Consider the following 21,767-nt stretch of genomic DNA (forward strand, 5'->3'; position numbering starts at 1 on the left):
AAGCGGCACGAGGAACCACTGTTACGCACCGGCCGACGACCCCACGACCCAGGAGATGCGGCGGACCTGACATCATGGGGTAACTGATCGGCTTGGGAGCTTTACGTCTCCCTGCATAGAACATCGGCGAGATACCGAAGAAAATCAATGAAATCTTAAAGCTTGGCCCGCTTTGATACAGTCATGGTTAACGATAACCATGACCTGCAGGGCGATTCGGGAGAAATTGCGGCCAGATTTCGCCACAGATCATCGAACGTGTCTTCGCATCGCACAACTGCGTGATACGGCCCCGCGGCAGGATGCCATGGTTCGATGTCAGGTGAAAGACGGCGTTCGATGCGCGGTCTCCCTGCGCGCACCTCGTCAGGCGGCCGCGCCCACGACCTGATTGCGCCCGTTGCGCTTGGCCTGATACAGCGCCGTGTCGGCACGCTTCAGCAGGCTGTCGGGCGTTTCTCCCGCGGGGTCGAGGACGGCGATCCCTATGGACGCCGTGATGGTCAGCGCGATGCTGCGATCCTGCACGAAGAAGGGCGCCGTCTCGACACTGACGCGCAGCCGCTCGGCAATCGCGCTTGCGGTCGCGGCATCCGTGTCCGGCATCACCAGCACGAATTCCTCCCCCCCGAAACGGCAGGCAAGGTCCGCACCGCGCACGGTCGAGCGCAGGCGCCGGGCAAAGTCGCGCAGCACCTCGTCCCCCGCATCGTGCCCATAGGTGTCGTTGACGGCCTTGAAACGATCGATGTCTGCGACGCAGATCGACAGGTTGCGGCCTCGCTTCGTGGCACGCTCGATCAGCAGCTTGAGATGGTTGTCCAGATAACGCCGATTGTGAAGCCCTGTCAGGCCGTCCGTGATGGCAAGCTCGATCGTCTGGTGGACGCTCAGCCGGAGCCGGTCGTTGCACTGCTTGCGCCGGATCTGCGTCAGCGACCGTGCGATCAGCTCGTTCGGATCCACCGGGCGCATGATGTAGTCGGTCACGCCGAGGTCGAGCGCGCGCACAACGAGGTCCTCGGCCCCCTGCTCGGCCACCAGGAGGATCGGGATATAGCGTGTGCGTTCCAGGGAGCGCAGCTGCGAGCAGAGCCTCAGAGGGTCATAGTCGTCGAAGTTCGCGTTGACGATGACGAGATCGAAGGATTGCTCGGCCGCTTCGAAAAGGGCTGCCTGTGGATCGCTGATGACCGTCAGGCCCGCGACGGGCTTCAGCGCCCGGGCGATCCTGTCCTGCGAGCTGGCCCGCGCATCGACGAGCAGGATGTTTCCGGGCTCGTCGGGGCGCTCGGCCCGCGAGAGATCCTCGAAACCCACGCTCTTGGCCGTCTCGGCACGCAGGCGGAGCTCGTCGCTGACATTCTTCAGCCGCACGAGGCTCTTCACCCGCGACATCAGCTGCAGATCGTTCACCGGCTTGGTCAGGAAGTCGTCGGCACCGGCTTTCAGTCCGCGGACACGATCGGAGGGCTGGTCAAGCGCGGTGACCATGACCACCGGGATATGCGCGGTCTTCGGGTTGGCCTTCAACCGCTCGCAGACCTCGAATCCGTCGATGCCGGGCATCATGATGTCGAGAAGGATGATGTCGACGGGCCGGCTGTCGCAGATGGCCAGCGCCTGATAGCCGTCAGACGCCGTGAGGACGTCGAAATATTCCGCCACGAGCCTCGCTTCCAGCAATTTGACGTTTGCCGGTATGTCGTCGACGACAAGTATGCGTGCAGTCATGCGGTTCGTCCTGTCCTATCGCCCCGGCCTTCAGAGCCCGTTCCGGCCGATGCGAGGAATACCATGATCACGTCGGCGCACCGTCATGGCCGCCTTGTTGCAGCCGTCACAGGCGTCGGTCAGCCATCGCCGAGATAGGTCTTGATGGTCTCGATGAACTTCGGCACCGAGATCGGCTTGGAGACATAGGCCTCGCAGCCCCCCTGACGGATGCGCTCCTCGTCGCCCTTCATGGCAAAGGCCGTAACGGCGATGACAGGAATAACATGCAGTTCGTCGTCTTCCTTCAACCACTTGGTCACCTCCAGCCCCGACACCTCGGGAAGCTGGATGTCCATGAGAATGAGGTCCGGTCGGTGCTTGCGGGCCAGGTCCAGCGCCTCCAGGCCGTTGCGTGTCTGAATGGTCGTGTAGCCCGATGCTTCGATCAGGTCGCGGAAGAGCTTCATGTTCAGCTCGTTGTCCTCGACGATCATAACCTGTTTCGGCATATCAGAACCTTCCGCGTCTACGGCCATGGCCGGGGGTCATTCCATCGGCTGCAAGACCAGCAATCGCGCATGACGCATGAAGGATTAGGCCTATTTGGTTGAAAAAAAGGTAATCATGGGCCAGAAAAGCCGATGTGTTCGACGAGAGGGTGGAAAACCGTGACGACAGCCGATGAGACCGCCATTGCCGTGCTCGGCTGGCTCGCAGGCGAGCCGGAGCTTCTCGGCCGCTTCCTGGCCCTGACCGGCACCGATCCGACGAGCCTGCGCGGTGCTGTCGGCGACCCCGGGTTCATGGCCGGCCTGCTCGATTTCGTCATGGATCACGAACCGACGCTGCTGCAATTCTGTGAGGCGACGGAGACGAAGCCGGAAACCGTCGCACGTGCGCATGCCGCCCTTTCCGGCTTTCGCGGGGATACGGGCAGCGCATGACGATCGAGACCTTCGATCCACAGGCACCCCTGTCGTTCGACCATATCACGCTGACCGACCGGCCGCTGATCGTCTGCGATATCGATGAGGTCGTGCTGGAATTCGTGACACCCTTCCAGAACTTTCTGAGGGCGGGCGGGCGCGACCTCGTGCCGCGGTCGTTCCGGCTGCACGGCAATATCGTGCAGAAGGACAATGGCGAGCCCGTTGCCGACGCGACCGTGGCAACCCTCATCGAGGACTTCTTCCTCAAGCAGGATGCGTGGCAGACGCCGGCGCATCAGGTGGCGGAGACGCTCGAGGATCTCTCGGGCGCGGCAGACATCTTCTTCTTGACCGCGATGCCGCCGCGGCACACCGAGATACGCCGCCGCCTGCTCGACCAGCACGGACTGTCGGCCTACCCGCTGCTGGCGACCGAAGCGCCGAAGGGACCGGTCGTGCGGCAGCTCCATGATGCACGCGACGTGCCGGTGGTGTTCATCGACGATATCCTGCGCAATCTGGAGTCCGTACGCGAGCACGCGCCCGACTGTCTGCTGATCCGCCTGATGGCCAATGCGACCTTCCTGGCGATGGCCCCTGCCCCGGACGACGGAATCGAGACGGCAGCGGACTGGCACGAGGCGGCCCGGATCATCCGCCAGCACCTCCTGCGGTGAAGGCTGATCCCGGCCACGGCCGGCCCCGTTCCGTCGCCATCCACGGCGTCACGCCCGACGCCGGCGTTATCCACAGGCTTCACGTCTTCGTGCACGGAATACGACGATCTGCCCGCTCCCCGAACGCTTGCGCAAAGCTTCCTTAAATCTCTTCCCATAGGCTTCACCCTGTTCGAGTGATCCGGATGGTGTCGATGGTTTTGCGTTCTACTCTCGGTCTCGGGCTGCTGCTCCTTGCCCTCGCCAGCACGACGGTACAGGCCGCCGATGGCAAGGCGCCGCTGCAGATCGTCGTTTCCAAGGACAAGCAATCGCTTGTGGTCTACGACGGCGACACCGTCGTTGCGACATCCAAGGTGTCGTCGGGGAAACGCGGCCACGAAACCCCGACCGGCATCTTCTCGATCCTTGAAAAGAGCCGCTATCACGAATCCAATATTTATTCGAACGCGCCCATGCCGTTCATGCAGCGCCTGACATGGTCCGGCATTGCACTGCATGCCTCCAACAGCGTGCCCGCGCATCCGGCATCGCATGGCTGCGTGCGCCTGCCGAACGCGTTTGCCAAGACGCTCTTCAAACTGACCGAGCGAGGCCTGCATGTCGTGATCTCCGATCGGCAGATCGCGCCGCAGGCGGTGTCGCACCCTTTCCTGTTCCAGCCATCCGCGCCGGAGCAGCAGCTGCTGTCGGATGCCACGCTGCGCCCGGCCATGTCTCAGGTCGCGAGCGGCGCCGTGGAGGTCGCGATGAGCGAACCTCCGCCTCCGCCGCCGGCAGCGCCTGCGGTCCGCGCCGACGATACCCGCGCGCCGATCCGGATCCTCATCACCCGGCGCGGGCCCCGGGAGCTGGCGCTCGACGCGCAGGCGGCGCTCAACACTCTCGGCTATGACGCGGGCGTCCCGGATGGCGCGCTCGGCAGCCGGTCCATCGCCGCGATCCGTGCATTCGAACTGGCCGAGGGACGCGAGCCCAAGGGCCGGCTGACGCCTGATCTGGTGGACGCCCTGTTCAGGAAGGCGAACCTGCCGCCACCTGCCAACGGCCAGCTCCTGGTCCGCCGCGATTTCACCCCTCTGTTCGAGGCGCCCGTGACGATCGCGGAGCCGGACGTGGCCTTGGGCGCCCACTTCTACCAGTTTCAGGATATCGATGCCGCCACCGGCAAGGGCAGCTGGTTCTCGCTCTCGCTGGACAACACCATTCCTAAGGGCATGAAGGCGCGGCTCGGGATCACCGTGGACGACGATGCACTCGCCTATAACGCGGCGACACGCGTTCTCGATCGCATCCAGATGACGGACGCGCTGCGCGAGAAGGTCGAGGATCTCCTTGCGCCCGGCTCCTCGCTCACGGTTTCCGACATGGGCCTCGGACCGGAGACCGGACGCGGTACGGATTTTGTGACCGTAACGCACCCCGCCAAGGGCTGAACAGCGGCCGCCGTCGGGCGGCTTGTCATCTCGGACGCCAGACGGCCTGCTCGCGCACGCTGCCGCCTGCGGATGGCGCCCGTGAGCGCGGACGCGATCCGCCGCGGTCCGCCGCCTTTTACGACACCAGTTCCACGTCGATCACGCCCGGTGCCGTCTTCAGTGCGGCGGCGATCTCCGCGGAGATCCGGTACTTGTCGCCCAGTTCCACCTCGATCTCGCGCTGCCCATTGTCCTTGACGATGATGAAGGACACCTGCCCGTCGCCCTTCGTGTTCAGATGCGTGGCGACGGAGCGCAAGGGCCCGCTGTCCCGGACATAGACGCGCAAGGCCTTCTGCATCTGGAACGAGCGCTCCTCCAGAGACTGCAGGGTCTGGATGCGCAGGCCGATTCCCTCCGGGCGCTCCTCTGCCTGCACGGTCAGCACCAGCGATTTTCCCGGCTCCAAGAGGTCGCGATACTGCTGCAGCATTTCGGAAAACAGGACGGCTTCGTACTGCCCGGACGAATCGGAGAAGGTGACGATGCCCATCTTGTTGCCCGTGCGCGTCTTCCGCTCCTGCTTGGAGGTCACGGTACCGGCCAGCCGACCGGCCGTGTTGCCCTTCTTCACCGACAGGGCAAAATCCGCAAACGTCTGGCACCGGATCTTCGCGAGAAGATCGTTATAGGTGTCGAGCGGATGGGCCGACAGATAGAAGCCGAGCACCTGGAACTCGCGCTGCAACTTTTCCGAGGCCAGCCAGGGCGTGAAATCCGGAAGGCTGATCTTTTCCGGCCCCGTGGCCGCACCGGCGCCGAACATGTCGCTCTGTCCGCTGACCTTGTCGGTCAGCGCCCGTTGCGCAAAGCCGAGGATCCGGTCCAGACCGCCGCTCAGCTGCGCCCGGTCATAGCCGAAGCCATCAAAGGCGCCGGCGAAGATCAGGCTTTCGAAAACGCGGCGGTTCAGCAGTTTCGGGTCGATCCGCAGGCAGAAGTCCTCGAGGCTCTTGAACGGGATCTCTCCCCGCACGGCCACGATATGATCCACGGCCGCCTCGCCCACGCCCTTGATGGCCGAGAGCGAATAGAAGATGCGGTTATCGCCCGTCTCGAACCGGCGGAACGAGGTCTGGACGGAGGGCGGAACGACGGTGATCCCCAGACGGCCGGCATCCTGGCGGAAATCGACGAGCTTTTCCGTGTTGCCCATGTCGAGCGTCATCGACGCGGCCAAAAACTCGACCGGATAATGCGCCTTCAAATAGGCCGTCTGGTAGGAGACGATCGCATAGGCCGCCGCATGGCTCTTGTTGAAGCCGTAGTTGGCGAACTTGGCGAGCAGGTCGAAGATCATGTCGGCCTGGGGTTTCGCCACGCCGTTCTTCACGGCGCCGTCGACGAAACGCGCGCGCTGCTTGTCCATCTCCTCCTTGATCTTCTTGCCCATGGCGCGGCGCAGAAGATCGGCCTCGCCGAGCGAGTAGCCGGAGAGAACCTGGGCGATCTGCATCACCTGTTCCTGATAGACGATGACGCCCTGCGTTTCCTTGAGCAGGTAATCGATGGTCGGGTGGATCGACTCGATCTCTTCCTCGCCATGCTTTCGCGCATTGTAGACCGGAATATTCTCCATCGGGCCCGGCCGATAGAGCGCGACGAGCGCGATGATGTCCTCGATGCAGTCCGGCCGCATGCCGATCAGCGCCTTGCGCATGCCGGCGCTTTCCACCTGGAACACGCCGACCGTGTCGCCCTTGGACAGCATCTCGTAGGTCTTGGCATCGTCGAGCGGCAAGGCTTCCAGCGCGACGTGGATGTCGCGCTTGGCGAGGAAATCCACGGCCGTCTTCAAAACCGTTAGCGTCTTCAGGCCGAGGAAGTCGAATTTCACGAGACCCGCCTGCTCGACCCACTTCATGTTGAACTGGGTTACCGGCATGTCGGAGCGCGGATCGCGGTACATCGGCACCAGCTTCGACAGCGGCCGGTCACCGATGACGATGCCGGCGGCGTGGGTCGATGCGTGGCGGTAGAGGCCCTCGATCTTCTGGGCGATATCGAGCAGACGGCCAATCACCGGCTCCTTGTCGACCTCTTCCTGGAAACGCGGCTCGTCCTCGATGGCCTTCGCCAGCGTGACCGGATTGGCCGGGTTGTTGGGCACCATCTTGCAGATCTTGTCGACCTGGCCATAGGGCATTTCCAGCACGCGGCCGACATCGCGCAGCGCGGCGCGGGCCTGGAGCGACCCGAAGGTGATGATCTGGGCCACCTGCTCGCGTCCATATTTCGCCTGGACGTAGCGGATGACCTCTTCCCGCCGGTCCTGGCAGAAGTCGATGTCGAAGTCGGGCATCGACACGCGTTCCGGATTGAGGAAGCGTTCGAACAGCAGCGAGAAGCGCAGGGGATCGACGTCGGTGATCGTCAGCGCATAGGCAACGAGGGAACCCGCACCCGAGCCGCGGCCGGGGCCGACCGGAATGTCCTGCTGCTTTGCCCATTTGATGAAGTCGGCAACGATCAGGAAATAGCCCGGAAACTTCATGCGTTCGATGACGCCGAGTTCGAAGTCCAGGCGCTCGCGATAGTCCGTCTCGCTGTAACCCGGCGACAGGCCGAGCTTCTGTATCCGCTCTTCGAGGCCCTCGATGGCCTGGCGGCGAAGCTCGCGCGTTTCCGCCCTTTCGGCTTCGGCCGGATCATCGGACGCGCCGGTAAAGCGGGGCAGAATCGGTGCCCGCGTCTTCAACACGAAGGTACAGCGACGCGCCACCTCGATCGTGTTGTCGAGCGCCTCCGGCAGATCGGCAAAGAGCTTCGCCATTTCCTGCCGGCTCTTCAGATAATGATCGGGCGTCAGCCGAAAACGCGTGTCGTCGGAGACCATGGCATTGTGCGCCACGGCCATCAGCGCATCATGCGCGTCGTAGTCGCCGGGGGTCGGGAAAAACGGCTCGTTGGTCGCCACCAGCGGCAGTTCCAGCCGGTAGGCAAGGTCGATCATCCGGTTCTCGTGCTGCCTGTCGTGGCGCCCATGCCGTTGCAGTTCGACATAGAGACGATCGCCGAAGAGGTCCATCAGGGCGTGCGCCCGGGCTTCCGCCAGCGCCGCGTGTCCGGACCGGATCGCCATGTCGATCGGCCCGCCGCTTGCGCCCGTCAGCGCGATCAGGCCATCGGTGCCGATCTCCCTCAGCCAGGAAACACAGACCCGAACACTCTGGTTGCCCTCCCCGCCGAGATAGGCGCGGCTGACGAGGTCGACGAGGTTGACATAGCCCTGATCGCTTGCCGCGATCAGCACGATGGCGGGAAGCTTGGCGAGATGCTGGGCATGCCCGCGCTTCTCCCCTTCGACCTCGTCTTCCATATCGATCGACAGCTGGCAGCCGATCAGCGGCTGGATCCCGTCGTCCATGCATTTCAATGAAAATTCGAGCGCCGCGAACAGGTTGTTCGTATCGGCAATACCGATCGCCGGCTGGGCATCGGCCACGGCCTTGCCGATGATCTTCTTGATCGGCAAGGCGCCTTCGAGCAGGGAGAACGCCGAATGGGTTCTCAAATGGACGAACTGGGGCACCGGCTTGTTGCCATTGCCTGTGTTGCCCGCCAAGCTCTCGCCTGCATCCGCCATAGGTCACTCCGACTCTTGCATGAGGTGGGAGCATACGCCCTTCGACGTCGCGAAGCGACAACGGTGTCGCCTTTCTCCCCCGGAACTTGCCCGGCGACGAAAGGACGAGAGGTCAGAGACCAAGCAGCAGGATGGAGAAGCTGGCAATGAACATGGCGACGGAGGTCAAGGCAGCGAGATCGCGAAGGAAGTCGGACATGGCGGGCTCCTTTTGGTTGTGTTCCCTTTATGTTCTAATTCCGTTCCCGTTTCAAGCTGCATCTGTGATGGACGGTTAACAAATTTCGATCGGAAACCGCGACCCTGATCCGCCGGATGGTGGCGGCCGACAGCGCAGACGCCCGCAGAGCGGCACGCACCAGGGGTGTGAGCCGCTCTGCGGCGCGGGGTTCGTGTTGTTGCGGGAGGGGTCCCCGAAGCGCTTCTGCGCGGGGAAGAGGCGTCAGGCGAGCTCGACGACCTTGCCGTCCTGCAGGGTGATGCGACGGTCCATCTTGGACGCGAGCTCGTAATTGTGAGTCGCGATCATCGCGGCAAGGCCGGATTGCTTGACCAGCGCCTTCAGAGCTTCAAAGACGTAGCCCGCGGTTTCCGGATCGAGATTGCCGGTCGGCTCGTCGGCCAGCAGGACGAAGGGGGCATTGGCCACGGCACGGGCGATCGCCACGCGCTGCTGCTCGCCGCCCGACAGTTCCGACGGGCGGTGGTCGGCGCGATGGCCGATGCGCATGTAGTCGAGCAAGGCCGACGCCCGTTCCCGCGCCTCCTTCTTGGAGAGCCCGGCGATCAGCTGCGGCATCATGATGTTCTCCACGGCCGTGAACTCCGGCAGCAGATGGTGGAACTGGTAGACGAAGCCGATCTCGTTGCGGCGGATGGCCGTGCGCTCGGGATCGCTGAGCGAGCCGCAGGCACGACCATTGATCGAGACTTCGCCGCCATCGGGCCGCTCCAGCAGGCCGGCAAGGTGCAAAAGCGTCGACTTGCCGGTGCCCGAGGGAGCGACCAGCGCGACGGTCTGCCCACCGAGCAGGCGGAAGTCCGCGCCCTTGAGGATCGAGAGCGCCTGTTCGCCCTGGCTGTAATGGCGCTCGACGCCGGATAGCTCTAGTGCCACGCGAGGGGCCATGATGTCGTTCCTGTCACTCGTAACGCAGCGCCTGGACCGGATCCAGTCGCGAGGCCCGCCAGGCGGGGAAGATGGTTGCCAGGAACGACAGTCCGATTGCCATGCCGACGACGGCGACGGTCTCGCCGAGATTCATGTCGGCCGGCAACTGGCTGAGGAAGTAGAGTTCCGGGTTGAAGATCGTCGTGCCCGAGATCCAGGAGAAGAACTGGCGGATCGATTCGATGTTGAGACAGACGACGACGCCGAGCGCGACGCCTGCCAGCGTCCCGACGATGCCGATCGCCGCGCCGGTCATGAAGAAAATGCGCATGACGGCGCCGGACGATGCCCCCATCGTGCGCAGGATGGCGATGTCGCTGCCCTTGTCCTTTACCAGCATGATGAGGCCCGAAACGATGTTGAGCGCCGCCACCAGCACGATAAGCGTCAGGATCATGAACATGACGTTGCGCTCGACCTGAAGCGCCGAGAAGAACGTCTTGTTGCGGTCGCGCCAGTCGCTGATCAGAACCTGTCTCTGGGCGGCATCCTCCACCGGTTGGCGCAGGCTGTCGACGAGGTCGGGATTTTCGACGAAGAGTTCGATCGACTGCGCGATACCCTCCGCATTGAAGTAGAGCTGCGCTTCTTCCAACGGCATGAAGATGATCGACGCGTCATATTCCGACATGCCGATCTCGAAGATCGCGGAGACGGTGTAGGACTTCACGCGCGGGTTGACGCCCATCGGGGTCACGTCGCCTTCGGGGGCCACGAGCGTGATCGTGCTGCCGGCCTGAAGGCCCAACTGGTCGGCCATGCGCGAGCCGATGGCCACGCCGCCGCCAGCCGCATAGCCGGTCAGGTCGCCCGATTTCAGATGCTCGGAGATCGACTTCATCTTCAAGAGATCGTCGGCACGCACGCCGCGCACCAGCGCACCGGTGCCGGCTCCACCCGGACCGGAAGCCAGTGTCTGGCCCTCGATCATGGGAATCGCCATGGTGACGCCCTTGATGCCGGAAAAGCGCGTGGCGAGATCGGCATAATTGTCGAGCGGGCCATCCAGCGGCTGCACGATCATATGGCCGTTGATGCCGAGAATGCGGGAGATGAGCTCCGTGCGGAAGCCGTTCATCACCGCCATGACAATGATCAGGGTGGCCACGCCGAGCATGATGCCGATGAAGGAGAAGCCGGCGATGACCGAAATAAAGGCTTCCTTGCGCCGCGAGCGCAGGTAGCGCCAGGCCACCAGCCGCTCGAAGCTCGAGAAGGGGCGGCTGGAGCCGCCCTTCGATGCCTGCCCGCCCGACGGCGTTTCCTTCGGCGCCGCGCCCTTCGAGGCTGTCTTCAGTCCGGTCTGGGACGGCGGTGCCGACGCCTTTGCCGGTTTCGGGTCCGTGGAAGCGGCGCTCATGCCTGGTCCTTATTTCGCAGCGGTCAGCTTGTTGATCGCAGCTTCGATGGTCATGGTCTCACGCGCACCGGTCTTGCGGTCCTTCAGCTCGACCTCGCCCGCGGCGACGGCGCGCGGCCCGGCGATGATCTGCGTGGGAACGCCTATCAGGTCGGCCGTCGCGAATTTCGTGCCCGCACGGTCGTCGGTGTCGTCGTAGAGCGTGTCGATGCCGGCCTTCGACAAGGCGGCATAAAGGGTTTCGCAGGCGGCATCGCACGCTGCGTCGCCGGCCTTCATATTGATGATGATGGCGTCGAAGGGCGCAACGGACGCCGGCCAGATGATGCCGTTTTCGTCATGCGACGCCTCGATGATCGCCGGCACGAGCCGTGTGGGGCCGATGCCGTAGGACCCCATGTGGACCAGATGTTCCTTGCCGTCGGGGCCTTGAACCTTGGCGCCCATCGGCTCGGAATACTTGGTGCCGAAATAGAAGATGTGACCGACCTCGATGCCGCGGGCCGACAGGCGCTCGCCCTCGGGGATCGCGTCGAACGCGGCTTCGTCGTGCATTTCCGAGGTCGCGGCGTAAACGGAGGTCCACTGGTCGAACACGCCCTGCAGCGTGGCGACGTCATCGAAATCCGTGGTCTCGGCGGGAATGTCGAAGTTCACGAAATCCCGATGGCTGAATACCTCGGACTCGCCGGTCTCCGCGAGAATGATGAACTCGTGGCTGAGATCGCCACCAATCGGGCCGGTGTCGGCCCGCATCGGAATGGCGCGCAGGCCGAGCCGCGAAAAGGTGCGCAGATAGGCCGTGAACATCTTGCGATAGGAGTGCTCGGCCCCTTCCTTCGTCAGGTCGAACGAATAGGCATCCTTCATCAGAAATTCGCGCGACCGCATCGTGCCGAAGCGCGGACGGATCTCGTCGCGGAATTTCAGCTGGATGTGATAGAGGTTCAGCGGCAGGTTCTTGTAGGACTTGACCGACGAGCGAAAGATGTCGGTGATCATTTCCTCGTTGGTCGGCCCATAGAGCATGGGGCGCTCCTGGCGATCCTTGATGCGCAGCATTTCCTTGCCGTAATCGTCGTACCGACCGCTTTCCTGCCAGAGCTCGGCCGACTGCAACGTTGGCATGGAGAGCTCGATGGCGCCCGCGCGGTTCTGCTCCTGGCGGATGATGCCGTTGACCTTGTCGAGCACGCGCTTGCCGAGCGGAAGCCACGAATAGATGCCCTGGCTCTGCTGGCGGATCATGCCGGCACGCAGCATGAGGCGATGCGAGACGATCTCCGCTTCCTTGGGGTTTTCCTTCAGGATCGGCATGAAATAGCGGGACAGACGCATGAACGGGTTCCGGAGTGGCGCCTTCCGTCTAGTCACGGATTCGGGCGAAATGAGGTTTGCTTACGGCATCTGCCTTGTGCGGGGCCGTATCGACGAACGAAAGACGATGGGATCCGGTCGTTCGAATCCGGCATCATCTTCGTGGCTCGTCTTAAACGCTTCGCGGCGGGAAGAAAACCCGTGCATGACCGATGGCGCGGAGAGCCTGCGCCATCGGGGGCGGAGACACTTTTTTGCTGCGGAAACAGCCGGAAAAAGGGGCGTCGAGTAACGTCAACAGGCCTTCGAGTGTCAATGGAAATTTTTTGCTGGACTATGGCATAAATGCAAAAAAACAGGATGACACCCCTTGGGAATTCGGCTATTTTCAGCCCACAAAACAGGCAGGAAGATTAAATTCTTGCCGACGTCGCGGAAAAGTCTTGGGAGGATCAGATCTTAGGCGCGGTCATACGCAGCCACCGGCAACGGTTACGGGTCACGCGATTTCTTAGAAACAAGGCTTCTGGCCTTGTTTTTTTTTGGTTTTCTCATACCACATTCAGGTCGGCCTGGGGGACGCGTCAGGGATGCGACCCCTCTCTCTCAGCGAGCACAGAGCCGATCGAAGATATGCCCATCTGTTGGGCAATTGCCGAAACACAACCGGACTTCTCAGGCACCGACGTCCATGCCGCTGCGCCTTGATGCCGCTCAGTAGAACTTCGGCGCGAACTGCGGGATCGAATCGATGCCGTAGCCGTATCGGACCGACAGCACGTACCACGCGACGTGGATGACGGCCGCGAGCGCCGTGGTCAGACCGAAAACGCGAAGCGCGCGAAAGCGGGCCGGCGCGCTCTCGACACTCCCCGGCACCACATCCCTCTCGTCCGCCTGGGTCCGCAGGCCGATCGGCAGCACGATGAAAAGTGTCATCCACCAGATGACGAAATAGATGGCAAAGACGGAAAACAGCGGCATGGCGATATCCCGGTTGAACGGATGCCGCCCTTATACGCTGCACCCTGCCCGGCTGGAAGCAGGATCAAACGGAAAAGGCCCCGACGCCAACGCATCGGAGGCCTTCTGAATGGCGATGTGGCCGTCTTTCGACCGGAAACGGCGCGCCGTCAGGACAGGCGGTTGATAAACACCGTCACCACCGGCTTCTTGCCCCAGACGTCATTGGCGGTGCCCCGAATGGCGCGGCGGACGGCCTCCTGCACCATGGCGAGATCCTTGCGGCGCGCGCGCGGAATGCTTTCCACCGCGCCGAGAACCGCGTCGTACAAGGTATCGTTCATGTCCTCGCCCTCGTCGTCGAACTCGGGAAGACCGATGGGCACGACGATCGGGTCGGACGCGAAATCATAGCGTGCATCCAGCACGACATTGACCGAGACATGACCCGCAAAGGACAGCTTGCGGCGGTCGCCGATGCCCATCTCCTGGAAATCGCCGATCAGGCCGCCATCCTTGAAGATGCGACCATGCGGCGCTTCGCCGATCACCTGCGCCATGCCGGGTGCAAGCCGGAGGATATCGCCGTTGCGGACCCGCGGGACGTTGGGAACACCGGACTGGAGCGCAAGCTCCATCTGTCCGACGAGATGCGCGGCTTCGCCATGAACGGGAACCAGAAGCTTCGGACGGATCCACTGATACATCTGCTTCAGCTCGTTGCGGCGGGGGTGGCCCGACACGTGCACCAGCGCATCGCTGTCGGTGACGATCAGGATGCCCTGCTCGATCAGGCCATTCTTGATGTCGTTGATCGCCTTCTCGTTGCCGGGGATGGCTCGGGAGGAGAACACGACCGTATCGCCGGCCGAAAAGGCCACGTTGCGCATCTCGTCGCGCGCGATCTTCGCTAGAGCGGCCCGGGGCTCTCCCTGGCTGCCGGTGAGGATCACGACGACGCGTTCGCGCGGGATGAAGCCGAACTCGTCTTCGCTGATGAACGGGGGAACGCCTTCCATGAGGCCGACGTCGCGCGCGACCTGCACGACACGCTTCATGGATGACCCCATCAGCAGAACCTCGCGGCCAGCGCCTGCGGCCGCCTTGGCGATCGAGCGGATGCGGCCGACATTCGACGAGAACGTCGTGATCGCGACGCGGCCCTCCGCCGCGCGGATGACCTTCTCGAGGCTCGCCGACACCTCCTCCTCGGACGGCGAGACGCCATCGCGCAGGGCATTGGTCGAATCGCACATCAGGGCGAGAACGCCCTCGTCGCCGACGGCGGTGAACCGGTCGCCATCGGTCAGCGGGCCGAGCGACGGCGCATGGTCGATCTTCCAGTCGCCGGTGTGTACGAGATTGCCGAGCGGCGTCCGGATGACAAGCGCCATCGGCTCGGGAATCGAGTGGTTGACGCCGACGGCCTCGACCTCGAACGGGCCGATCTGCACGCGGTCGCCCTGCTTGAAGATGGTGATCGGCACCTCGTTGCGGCTGCGCTCGTACTGGCGCTTTGCTTCCAGCATGCCGGCCGTGAAGGGCGAGGCATAGACAGGGACGTTCAGGCCCGGCCACAGATCGGACAGTGCGCCGTAGTGGTCCTCATGCGCATGCGTGATGACGATGCCCTTGAGGTTCTTGCGCTGGTCGGCAAGGAAACGGATATCGGGGAGCACCAGGTCCACCCCGGGCAGGTCCGGTCCGGGGAAGGTCACGCCGCAATCGACCATGATCCATTCGCGGTTCGCGGCCGGGCCGTAGCCATAGAGCGCGAGGTTCATGCCGATTTCGCCAACGCCGCCGAGGGGCAGGAAAACCAGTTCGTTTTTCTCAGTCATCAGAGAATATGCCTTGTTTCATCCGAAGAAGACATCGCCGGCCGCAATGTGCCGGCGCATGCCGTGTTCGTCCGTGAGAATAAGTTGGCCGGAGCCGTCGATGTCGTCAAAAATGCCTGTGATGGAGCGATCCGGAAGGTTGACCGTGATCGGGCGTCCGATGCCCACGGCGTAACGCCGCCAAAGGGCGATGATGTCACCGATCCCGCGTCCGGCGTCCCAGATGCCGAGCGTATCGGCCATGCTCATGAAAAGATGCGCGAACACGTCCTCCGCCGAGGCGGCCGAACCTTCGCTGCGCAGATCGGTCAGCGGGTAAAGCCCGTGATCGGGCGCCGTCGCCACATTGATACCGCAGCCGATGACCAGCGCATACCGTCCGTCCGGGAGACGCTCGCCTTCGAGCAGGATGCCGCAGGTCTTCTTGCCGCCGATGAGGATGTCGTTCGGCCACTTGATGTCAGCGGTCCGGGCGCCCGCCGGCAGCACCGCCTGCATCGCGTCGCGCACGGCAACGGCCACGGCAAGCGGCAGAGACGGGATCATCTCCAGGGGCGCCGGGTCGATCACCAGGAGCGAGGCATAGAGGTTGCCGCGCTCGGAACGCCAAGCACGACCGCGCCGGCCGCGACCATCGGTCTGCCGGCCGGCCGTGATCCAGAGATGCCCCGGATCGCCGGCGCGCGCGCGCGCCAGGCATTCGGTGTTGGTGGAGCCCACCTCGTCCAGAGCGACGTGGCGGAAGTCGTCTACGGACATGCGGGCGAGCGGGCTCGGGCCGCTCAAAAGAATGTCCGGGCTGCCGCTTCGGCCGCAGCACCGATCGGGCCGCCAACGAGGACATAGCCGACGATGAAGAGGCCGGAGAGACCATAGATCAGCTTCAGCGAGCCCGCCGGACGCGCGAATTCGCCGGCCGGCTCATCGAACCACATCAGCTTGATGACGCGCAGGTAGTAGTAGGCACCAACGACCGAGGCGAGCACGCCAATGACCGCGAGCGCGTACAGCTTCGCCTCGATGGCCGCCATGAACACGAAGTACTTGGCGAAGAAACCGGCGAGCGGCGGGATGCCGGCAAGCGAGAACATCAGGATCGTCAGGACGACGGCCATGAACGGATTGGTCTGCGACAGGCCGGCGAGGTCCTCGACCTGCTCGACATGATGCCCTTCCTTGCGGCGCATGGCGAGAATGCAGGCGAAGGTGCCGAGCGTCATGACCATGTAGATCAGCATGTAGAGCACGACGCCGCGGACGCCCGCCATTGAACCGGCCGAGAGGCCGACCAGCGCATAGCCCATGTGTCCGATGGACGAATAGGCCATCAGGCGCTTCAGGTTCTTCTGGCCGATGGCGGCGAAGGAGCCGAGCACCATGGAGGCAATCGAGATGAAGACGATGATCTGCTGCCAGTCGAGCTGGATCGGTTCGAAGGCGGTGATGACGACGCGCACCAGCATGGCGATCGCGGCAATCTTGGGCGCGCCGGCAAAGAAGGTCGTTACCGGGGTCGGCGCGCCTTCGTAGACATCCGGGGTCCACATGTGGAAGGGCACGGCCGAGATCTTGAACGCGACACCGGCAAGCACGAAGACGAGGCCGAAGACCAGTCCGAGCGAGCGCCCGTCAGCCGACAGGGCCGCCGCGATTTCCACGAAGCCCGTATGGCCGGTGAAACCGTAGACCAGCGACATGCCGTAAAGCAGCATGCCCGAGGACAGGGCGCCGAGAACGAAGTACTTCAGGCCGGCTTCGGTCGAACGCAGATCGTCGCGGTTCATGGCGGCGACGACATAGGCCGCGAGCGACTGCAGTTCCAGCGCCATGTAGAGCGACATCATGTCGTTGGCCGAGATCATCAGCAGCATGCCCAGCGTCGCGAGGACGACGAGAACCGGATATTCGAACCGGTCGAGCCCGAAAATCTTCGCCTGCCCTGCCGAGAGGAAGAGCGCGACGATGGACGCAAACAGCGTTAGCATCTTCATGAAGCGGGCGAAGGGGTCGGCAACGAAGGCCCCGTTATAGGCGACGCCGTCGCCCGTGGTGGTCAGCAGAACGCCGGCAACCACCAGAACCGCAATCGCTAGCCAGGTGACGAGGCCGGACGAGCGCTCGCCCGAGAAGACGCCGATCATCAGGAGCGCGAGCGCGCCGATGGCAAGCGTCACTTCGGGAAGCGACAGATGAAGACTAGCGACCAGAATATCAGCGTTCATGTTTCTCTCGCCCCGTCGTCAGTTTGCCGAGAGCGCAAGGGACTGCGCTGCCTGAACGGCGGTCGTGTAGTTATTGACCAGCACATCGACGGAAGCCGCCGTGGCATCGAAGACCGGCGCCGGATAAACGCCGAAGAAGATGGTGAGCACTGCCAGCGGATAGAGGATCACCTTCTCCCGCGGCGACAGATCGAGCAACGCCTTGAGCTTCTCCTTCTCCAGCGCGCCGAACATGACGCGACGGTAGAGCCAGAGGGCATAGCAGGCCGAGAGGATGACGCCGGTTGTCGCGAAGAAGGCGACCCATGTGTTGGCGCGGAACGCTCCGAGCAGCGTCGTGACTTCGCCGACGAACCCCGACGTGCCGGGCAGCCCGACATTCGCCATGGTGAAGATCATGAACATCACGGCGTATTTCGGCATGTTGTTGACGAGACCACCATAGGCAGAGATCTCGCGGGTGTGCAGGCGATCATAGACCACGCCGACGCAGAGGAACAGCGCGGAGGACACGATGCCGTGCGACAGCATCTGGAAGAGTGCCCCCTGAACGCCCTGGACGTTGGCGGCGAAGATCCCCATCGTCACGTAGCCCATGTGGGCGACGGACGAATAGGCGATCAGCTTCTTGATGTCCTGCTGCATCATCGCAACCAGCGACGTGTAGATGATGGCAACGACGGACAGGGTAAAGACCAGCGGCGCGAACTGCTCGGATGCGAGCGGAAACATGCCGAGCGAAATGCGGACCATGCCGTAGCCACCGAGCTTCAGCATGACGCCGGCCAGGATGACGGAGCCGGCCGTTGGCGCCTGAACGTGGGCGTCCGGAAGCCAGGTGTGGACGGGCCACATCGGCATCTTCACGGCGAAGGCCGCAAAGCAGGCGAGCCAAAGCCAGGTCTGCATTCCCGCGGGGAAGCCGGCCTTGGTGAGCTCGATCATGTCCGTCGAGCCGGTCTGCCAGTACATCGCCATGATGGCGAGCATCATCAGCACCGAGCCGAACAGCGTGTAGAGAAAGAACTTGTAGCTCGCATAGACGCGCTCCTTGCCGCCCCAGACGCCGATGATGACGAACATCGGAATGAGGGTTGCTTCGAAGAACACGTAGAAGAGCACGATATCGAGCGAAACGAAGACGCCCGTCATCACCACCTGCAGCAGCAGGAAGGCGATCATGTAGGACTTGATGCGCTTCTCCACCGAGTGCCAGCTGGCCAGCACGCAGAACGGCATCAGGAAGGTGGTGAGGATGACGAACAGCATCGAAATGCCGTCGACGCCCAGATGGTATGAAATGCCGGTTCCAAGCCAGGCGTGGCGCTCGACCATCTGGAATCCCGGATTCGCATTGTCGAACCCGGTCCAGATGAACAGCGACAGCAGGAAGGTGACGACCGTCGTTGCCAGCGAAATGTTGAGCACGTTGCGGCGACCGGCGGCGCTGTCGTCGCGCATCAGAAGCAGGAGCACAACGCCGACCAGCGGCAGGAAGGTGACCGCCGAGAGAATGGGCCAATCGGTCATCAGAAGGAGCTCCCGAGCATCATCCAGGTAACGAGCGCGGCAATGCCGATCAGCATCACGAACGCATAGTGATAGAGGTAACCGGTCTGAAGGCGTACGACGCCGCGCGTGACGTCCATGACCCGGGCGGCAACGCCGTTCGGACCGAAGCCGTCGATGACGCGACCGTCACCCTCTTTCCAGAGGAAGGTGCCAAGGCGCTTGGCGGGCCGAACGAACAGGAAGTCGTAAAGCTCGTCGAAGTACCACTTATTCAGAAGGAACTGGTAGAGGCCGCGATGCTGGCGGGCCAGCGCCTTCGGCGTTTCCGGCGACTTGATGTAGAAGTACCAGGCCGTCACGAAGCCGAGCACCATCGCGATGAACGGGCTGAGGGCGACCAGAGCCGGGACATGGTGGAACTCTTCGAGCAGTTCGTTCTCCGCCGAGGTGAAGAGCGCGCCCTGCCAGAATTCGGCATATTCATGACCGTAGAAATAGCCTTCGCCGAGGAAGCCCGCCACGACGGCGCCGAAGCCGAGCACGAAGAGCGGCAGCAGCATGACCATCGGCGATTCATGCACGTGGTGCATGACCTCATGGCTCGCCCGCGGCTTGCCGAAGAAGGTGAGGAACATCAGGCGCCACGAGTAGAAGCTCGTGAAGAGCGCGGCGATGACCAGCAGCGTGAAGGCAAAGCCCGAGAGCGGCGAGTGCGAGGCATAGGCCGCCTCAATGATCACGTCCTTGGAGAAGAAGCCCGCAAAGCCGACCGGCGTGAACGGAATGCCGACGCCGGTGATGGCGAACGTGCCGATCAGCATCATCGCGAAGGTGATCTTGATGTGCGGACGCAGGCCGCCCATGTGGCGCATGTCCTGCTCGCCGTCGACGGCATGGATGACCGAACCGGCGCAAAGGAACAGGAGCGCCTTGAAGAAGGCGTGCGTGAAGAGGTGGAAGACAGCCGCGCCATACGCACCGACGCCGAGCGCCACGAACATGTAGCCGAGCTGCGAACAGGTCGAATAGGCGATGACGCGCTTGATGTCGTTCTGCACGAGACCGACGGTGGCCGCGAAGAAGGCGGTGATGGCACCGATGAGCGTCACCACCGTCAGGGCGGTCGGCGACAGCTCGAACACCGGCGACATGCGGGCGACGAGGAACACACCGGCGGTGACCATGGTCGCGGCATGGATCAGCGCGGAGACCGGAGTCGGGCCTTCCATCGCGTCCGGCAGCCAGGTGTGCAGCAGGAACTGGGCAGACTTGCCCATGGCGCCCATGAAGAGAAGCAGCGCGACGCCGGTCACGGCATCGGCGCGATCGAGATGCATGCCGAACAGCGTGATGACCGGATCGGCCGCGTTGGCGGCACCCTCGGCCGGGAGATAGGTCGCGGCGGCGGCGAAGATGGTTTCGAACGAGATCGAGCCGAACAGGACGAACACGCCGAAAATGCCGAGCGCAAAGCCGAAGTCGCCGACGCGGTTGACGATGAACGCCTTCATCGCCGCGGCGCTGGCCGACGGCTTCTTGTACCAGAAACCGATCAGCAGATAGGAGGCAAGACCGACGCCTTCCCAGCCGAAGAACATCTGCAGCAGGTTGTCGGAGGTCACCAACATCAGCATGGCGAAGGTGAACAGCGAGAGATAGGCGAAGTACCGCGGACGGTGCGGATCGTGGTGCATGTAGCCGATCGAGTACAGATGCACGAGGAACGACACCGTGTTGACGACCACGAACATGACGGCCGTCAGCGTATCGACACGGAAGGCCCATTCGGCATCGAAGTTGCCGGTCTGGATCCAGCGCATGACGGAGACGCGGATCATCTCCGTTTCGCCGAGGCCGACATGGACGAACACGACCCAGGACAGGACGGCAACGACGGCCATCAGGCCTGTCGTGACGTATTCCGAAGCCTTCGCGCCGATCTTGGTGCCAAACAGGCCCGCGATCAGGAAGCCGACGAGCGGCAGGAAGACGACCGCTTTGATGATGGTATCCATGGCCGATCAGCCCTTCATCATGTTGACGTCTTCGACCGCGATGGAGCCGCGGTTACGATAGAAGACGACGAGAATTGCAAGACCGATGGCAGCTTCCGCCGCGGCAACCGTCAGGATGAACAGGGCGAACACCTGGCCGGTGATGTCGTTAAGGAACGACGAGAACGCGACCATGTTGATGTTCACCGCGAGCAGGATGAGCTCCACCGACATCAGGATGACGATGATGTTCTTGCGGTTGAGGAAGATGCCGAAGACGCCCAGCGTGAACAGGATGGCGCTGACGGTCAGATAGTGGGAAATGCCGATTTCCATGATGTCGTGTCCTTGACCTTCAGTACCGCCTCAGAGCCCCTGCCCCGGCTTCACCTTTACCACCTCGACGGCGGTGGCGGGAACGCGGGCGACCTGCTCTGAAATATTCTGACGCTTGATGTTGGGGCGATGGCGCAGCGTCAGGACGATCGCGCCGATCATGGCGACGAACAGCACGAGGCCGGCAATCTGGAAGTAGTAGATGTAGTGGGTGTAGATGACGTCGCCGAGCGCGGCGGTGTTCGTCCGGTCCGCAACGGACGGGATCGGCATCGAGACGGTCTTGGCGAGTTCGGGAGAAAACGTGCTGCCGGCCACGACGATGATCAGTTCGGCTGCGAGGATCAGGCCGACCAGCGCACCGACGGGCGCATAGTCGAGCACGCCTGCGCGGAGCTGGTTGAAGTCGATGTCGAGCATCATCACGACGAAGAGGAAGAGAACCGCGACGGCGCCGATATAGACCACCAGCAGGATCATCGCGAGGAACTCGGCTCCCGTCAGCAGGAAAAGACCCGCCGAGTTGAAGAAGCACAGGATGAGGAACAGGACCGAATAGACCGGGTTCCTGGCCGAAATCACCATGAACGCCGACGCCACGGCGATGAAGGCGAAGAGATAGAAGAATAGAGTCTGCAGACCCATGACCGGTGCCTTTTTCGTCT

Annotated in this window: 17 protein-coding genes; 3 read left to right on the forward strand and 14 right to left on the reverse strand. The window is 63.0% G+C overall.

The features are described from left to right. Window positions 1-366: 366 nt before the first annotated feature. Both ASG25_RS01460 and ASG25_RS01465 read right to left on the reverse strand, forming a co-directional pair. Window positions 367-1,734, reverse strand: coding sequence for a PleD family two-component system response regulator (locus tag ASG25_RS01460; protein WP_062468367.1), 1,368 nt, complete (start codon window positions 1,732-1,734; stop codon window positions 367-369). A gap of 119 nt (window positions 1,735-1,853) precedes the next feature. Beyond that, on the reverse strand, window positions 1,854-2,225 hold the full coding sequence (locus ASG25_RS01465) for a response regulator (protein WP_062468369.1): 372 nt from the start codon (window positions 2,223-2,225) through the stop codon (window positions 1,854-1,856). Window positions 2,226-2,384: 159 nt separating this feature from the next. On the opposite strand from ASG25_RS01465, the gene ASG25_RS01470 reads away from it, so the two are divergent. The 3 genes from ASG25_RS01470 to ASG25_RS01480 all read left to right on the forward strand — a co-directional run bounded on the left by ASG25_RS01470 (window position 2,385) and on the right by ASG25_RS01480 (window position 4,758). Then, a complete protein-coding gene (locus ASG25_RS01470) occupies window positions 2,385-2,660 on the forward strand; it encodes a DUF3572 domain-containing protein (RefSeq protein ID WP_156379917.1) in 276 nt (91 codons plus the stop codon). Next, window positions 2,657-3,322: a hypothetical protein gene (locus ASG25_RS01475; RefSeq protein ID WP_062468373.1), complete on the forward strand. Its 666-nt coding sequence runs from the start codon at window positions 2,657-2,659 to the stop codon at window positions 3,320-3,322. Before ASG25_RS01470 ends, ASG25_RS01475 begins: the two co-directional genes overlap by 4 nt. Window positions 3,323-3,516: 194 nt before the next feature. Beyond that, complete coding sequence (locus tag ASG25_RS01480) at window positions 3,517-4,758, forward strand: L,D-transpeptidase family protein (RefSeq protein ID WP_082479980.1); 1,242 nt, start codon at window positions 3,517-3,519, stop codon at window positions 4,756-4,758. Between the two features lie 118 nt (window positions 4,759-4,876). On the opposite strand, the gene dnaE is transcribed toward ASG25_RS01480, so the two are convergent. The 12 genes from dnaE to ASG25_RS01540 form a co-directional block, all read right to left on the reverse strand. Continuing rightward, window positions 4,877-8,386 carry a DNA polymerase III subunit alpha gene (gene dnaE / locus ASG25_RS01485; protein ID WP_062468375.1) on the reverse strand — a complete coding sequence of 1,170 codons (3,510 nt, stop codon included), beginning with the start codon at window positions 8,384-8,386 and terminating at the stop codon, window positions 4,877-4,879. Between the two features lie 442 nt (window positions 8,387-8,828). Then, window positions 8,829-9,515: an ABC transporter ATP-binding protein gene (locus ASG25_RS01490; RefSeq protein WP_062468377.1), complete on the reverse strand. Its 687-nt coding sequence runs from the start codon at window positions 9,513-9,515 to the stop codon at window positions 8,829-8,831. 13 nt (window positions 9,516-9,528) lie between these two features. Further along, a complete protein-coding gene (locus ASG25_RS01495; RefSeq protein ID WP_244475222.1) occupies window positions 9,529-10,917 on the reverse strand; it encodes a lipoprotein-releasing ABC transporter permease subunit in 1,389 nt (462 codons plus the stop codon). A 9-nt stretch (window positions 10,918-10,926) separates the two neighbouring features. Beyond that, a complete protein-coding gene (proS, locus tag ASG25_RS01500; protein ID WP_062468379.1) occupies window positions 10,927-12,255 on the reverse strand; it encodes a proline--tRNA ligase in 1,329 nt (442 codons plus the stop codon). A 693-nt stretch (window positions 12,256-12,948) separates the two neighbouring features. Further along, window positions 12,949-13,218 carry a DUF1467 family protein gene (locus ASG25_RS01505; protein WP_062468381.1) on the reverse strand — a complete coding sequence of 90 codons (270 nt, stop codon included), beginning with the start codon at window positions 13,216-13,218 and terminating at the stop codon, window positions 12,949-12,951. A 149-nt stretch (window positions 13,219-13,367) separates the two neighbouring features. Continuing rightward, entirely contained in the window at window positions 13,368-15,038 is a 1,671-nt protein-coding gene (locus ASG25_RS01510) for a ribonuclease J (protein ID WP_062468383.1), read from the reverse strand. Window positions 15,039-15,056: 18 nt separating this feature from the next. Further along, window positions 15,057-15,797 (reverse strand): biotin--[acetyl-CoA-carboxylase] ligase, encoded by a 741-nt coding sequence (locus tag ASG25_RS01515; protein WP_062468385.1) that lies wholly within the window; start codon window positions 15,795-15,797, stop codon window positions 15,057-15,059. A gap of 23 nt (window positions 15,798-15,820) precedes the next feature. Further along, on the reverse strand, window positions 15,821-17,260 hold the full coding sequence (nuoN, locus tag ASG25_RS01520; RefSeq protein WP_062468387.1) for an NADH-quinone oxidoreductase subunit NuoN: 1,440 nt from the start codon (window positions 17,258-17,260) through the stop codon (window positions 15,821-15,823). Between the two features lie 18 nt (window positions 17,261-17,278). Continuing rightward, window positions 17,279-18,790, reverse strand: coding sequence for an NADH-quinone oxidoreductase subunit M (locus ASG25_RS01525; RefSeq protein ID WP_062468389.1), 1,512 nt, complete (start codon window positions 18,788-18,790; stop codon window positions 17,279-17,281). Beyond that, the gene (gene nuoL, locus ASG25_RS01530) at window positions 18,790-20,787 is read right to left on the reverse strand and encodes an NADH-quinone oxidoreductase subunit L (protein ID WP_062468391.1); all 1,998 of its coding nucleotides are present in this window, start codon (window positions 20,785-20,787) and stop codon (window positions 18,790-18,792) included. Before nuoL ends, ASG25_RS01525 begins: the two co-directional genes overlap by 1 nt. A 6-nt stretch (window positions 20,788-20,793) precedes the next feature. After that, on the reverse strand, window positions 20,794-21,102 hold the full coding sequence (gene nuoK, locus ASG25_RS01535; protein WP_062468393.1) for an NADH-quinone oxidoreductase subunit NuoK: 309 nt from the start codon (window positions 21,100-21,102) through the stop codon (window positions 20,794-20,796). A gap of 30 nt (window positions 21,103-21,132) precedes the next feature. Next, window positions 21,133-21,747, reverse strand: a complete 615-nt coding sequence (locus ASG25_RS01540; RefSeq protein WP_062468395.1) for an NADH-quinone oxidoreductase subunit J — start codon at window positions 21,745-21,747, stop codon at window positions 21,133-21,135. Between the last annotated feature and the right edge of the window lie 20 nt (window positions 21,748-21,767).

The sequence above is a fragment of the Rhizobium sp. Leaf384 genome, assembly GCF_001424065.1.
Classification (GTDB): domain Bacteria; phylum Pseudomonadota; class Alphaproteobacteria; order Rhizobiales; family Rhizobiaceae; genus Ferranicluibacter.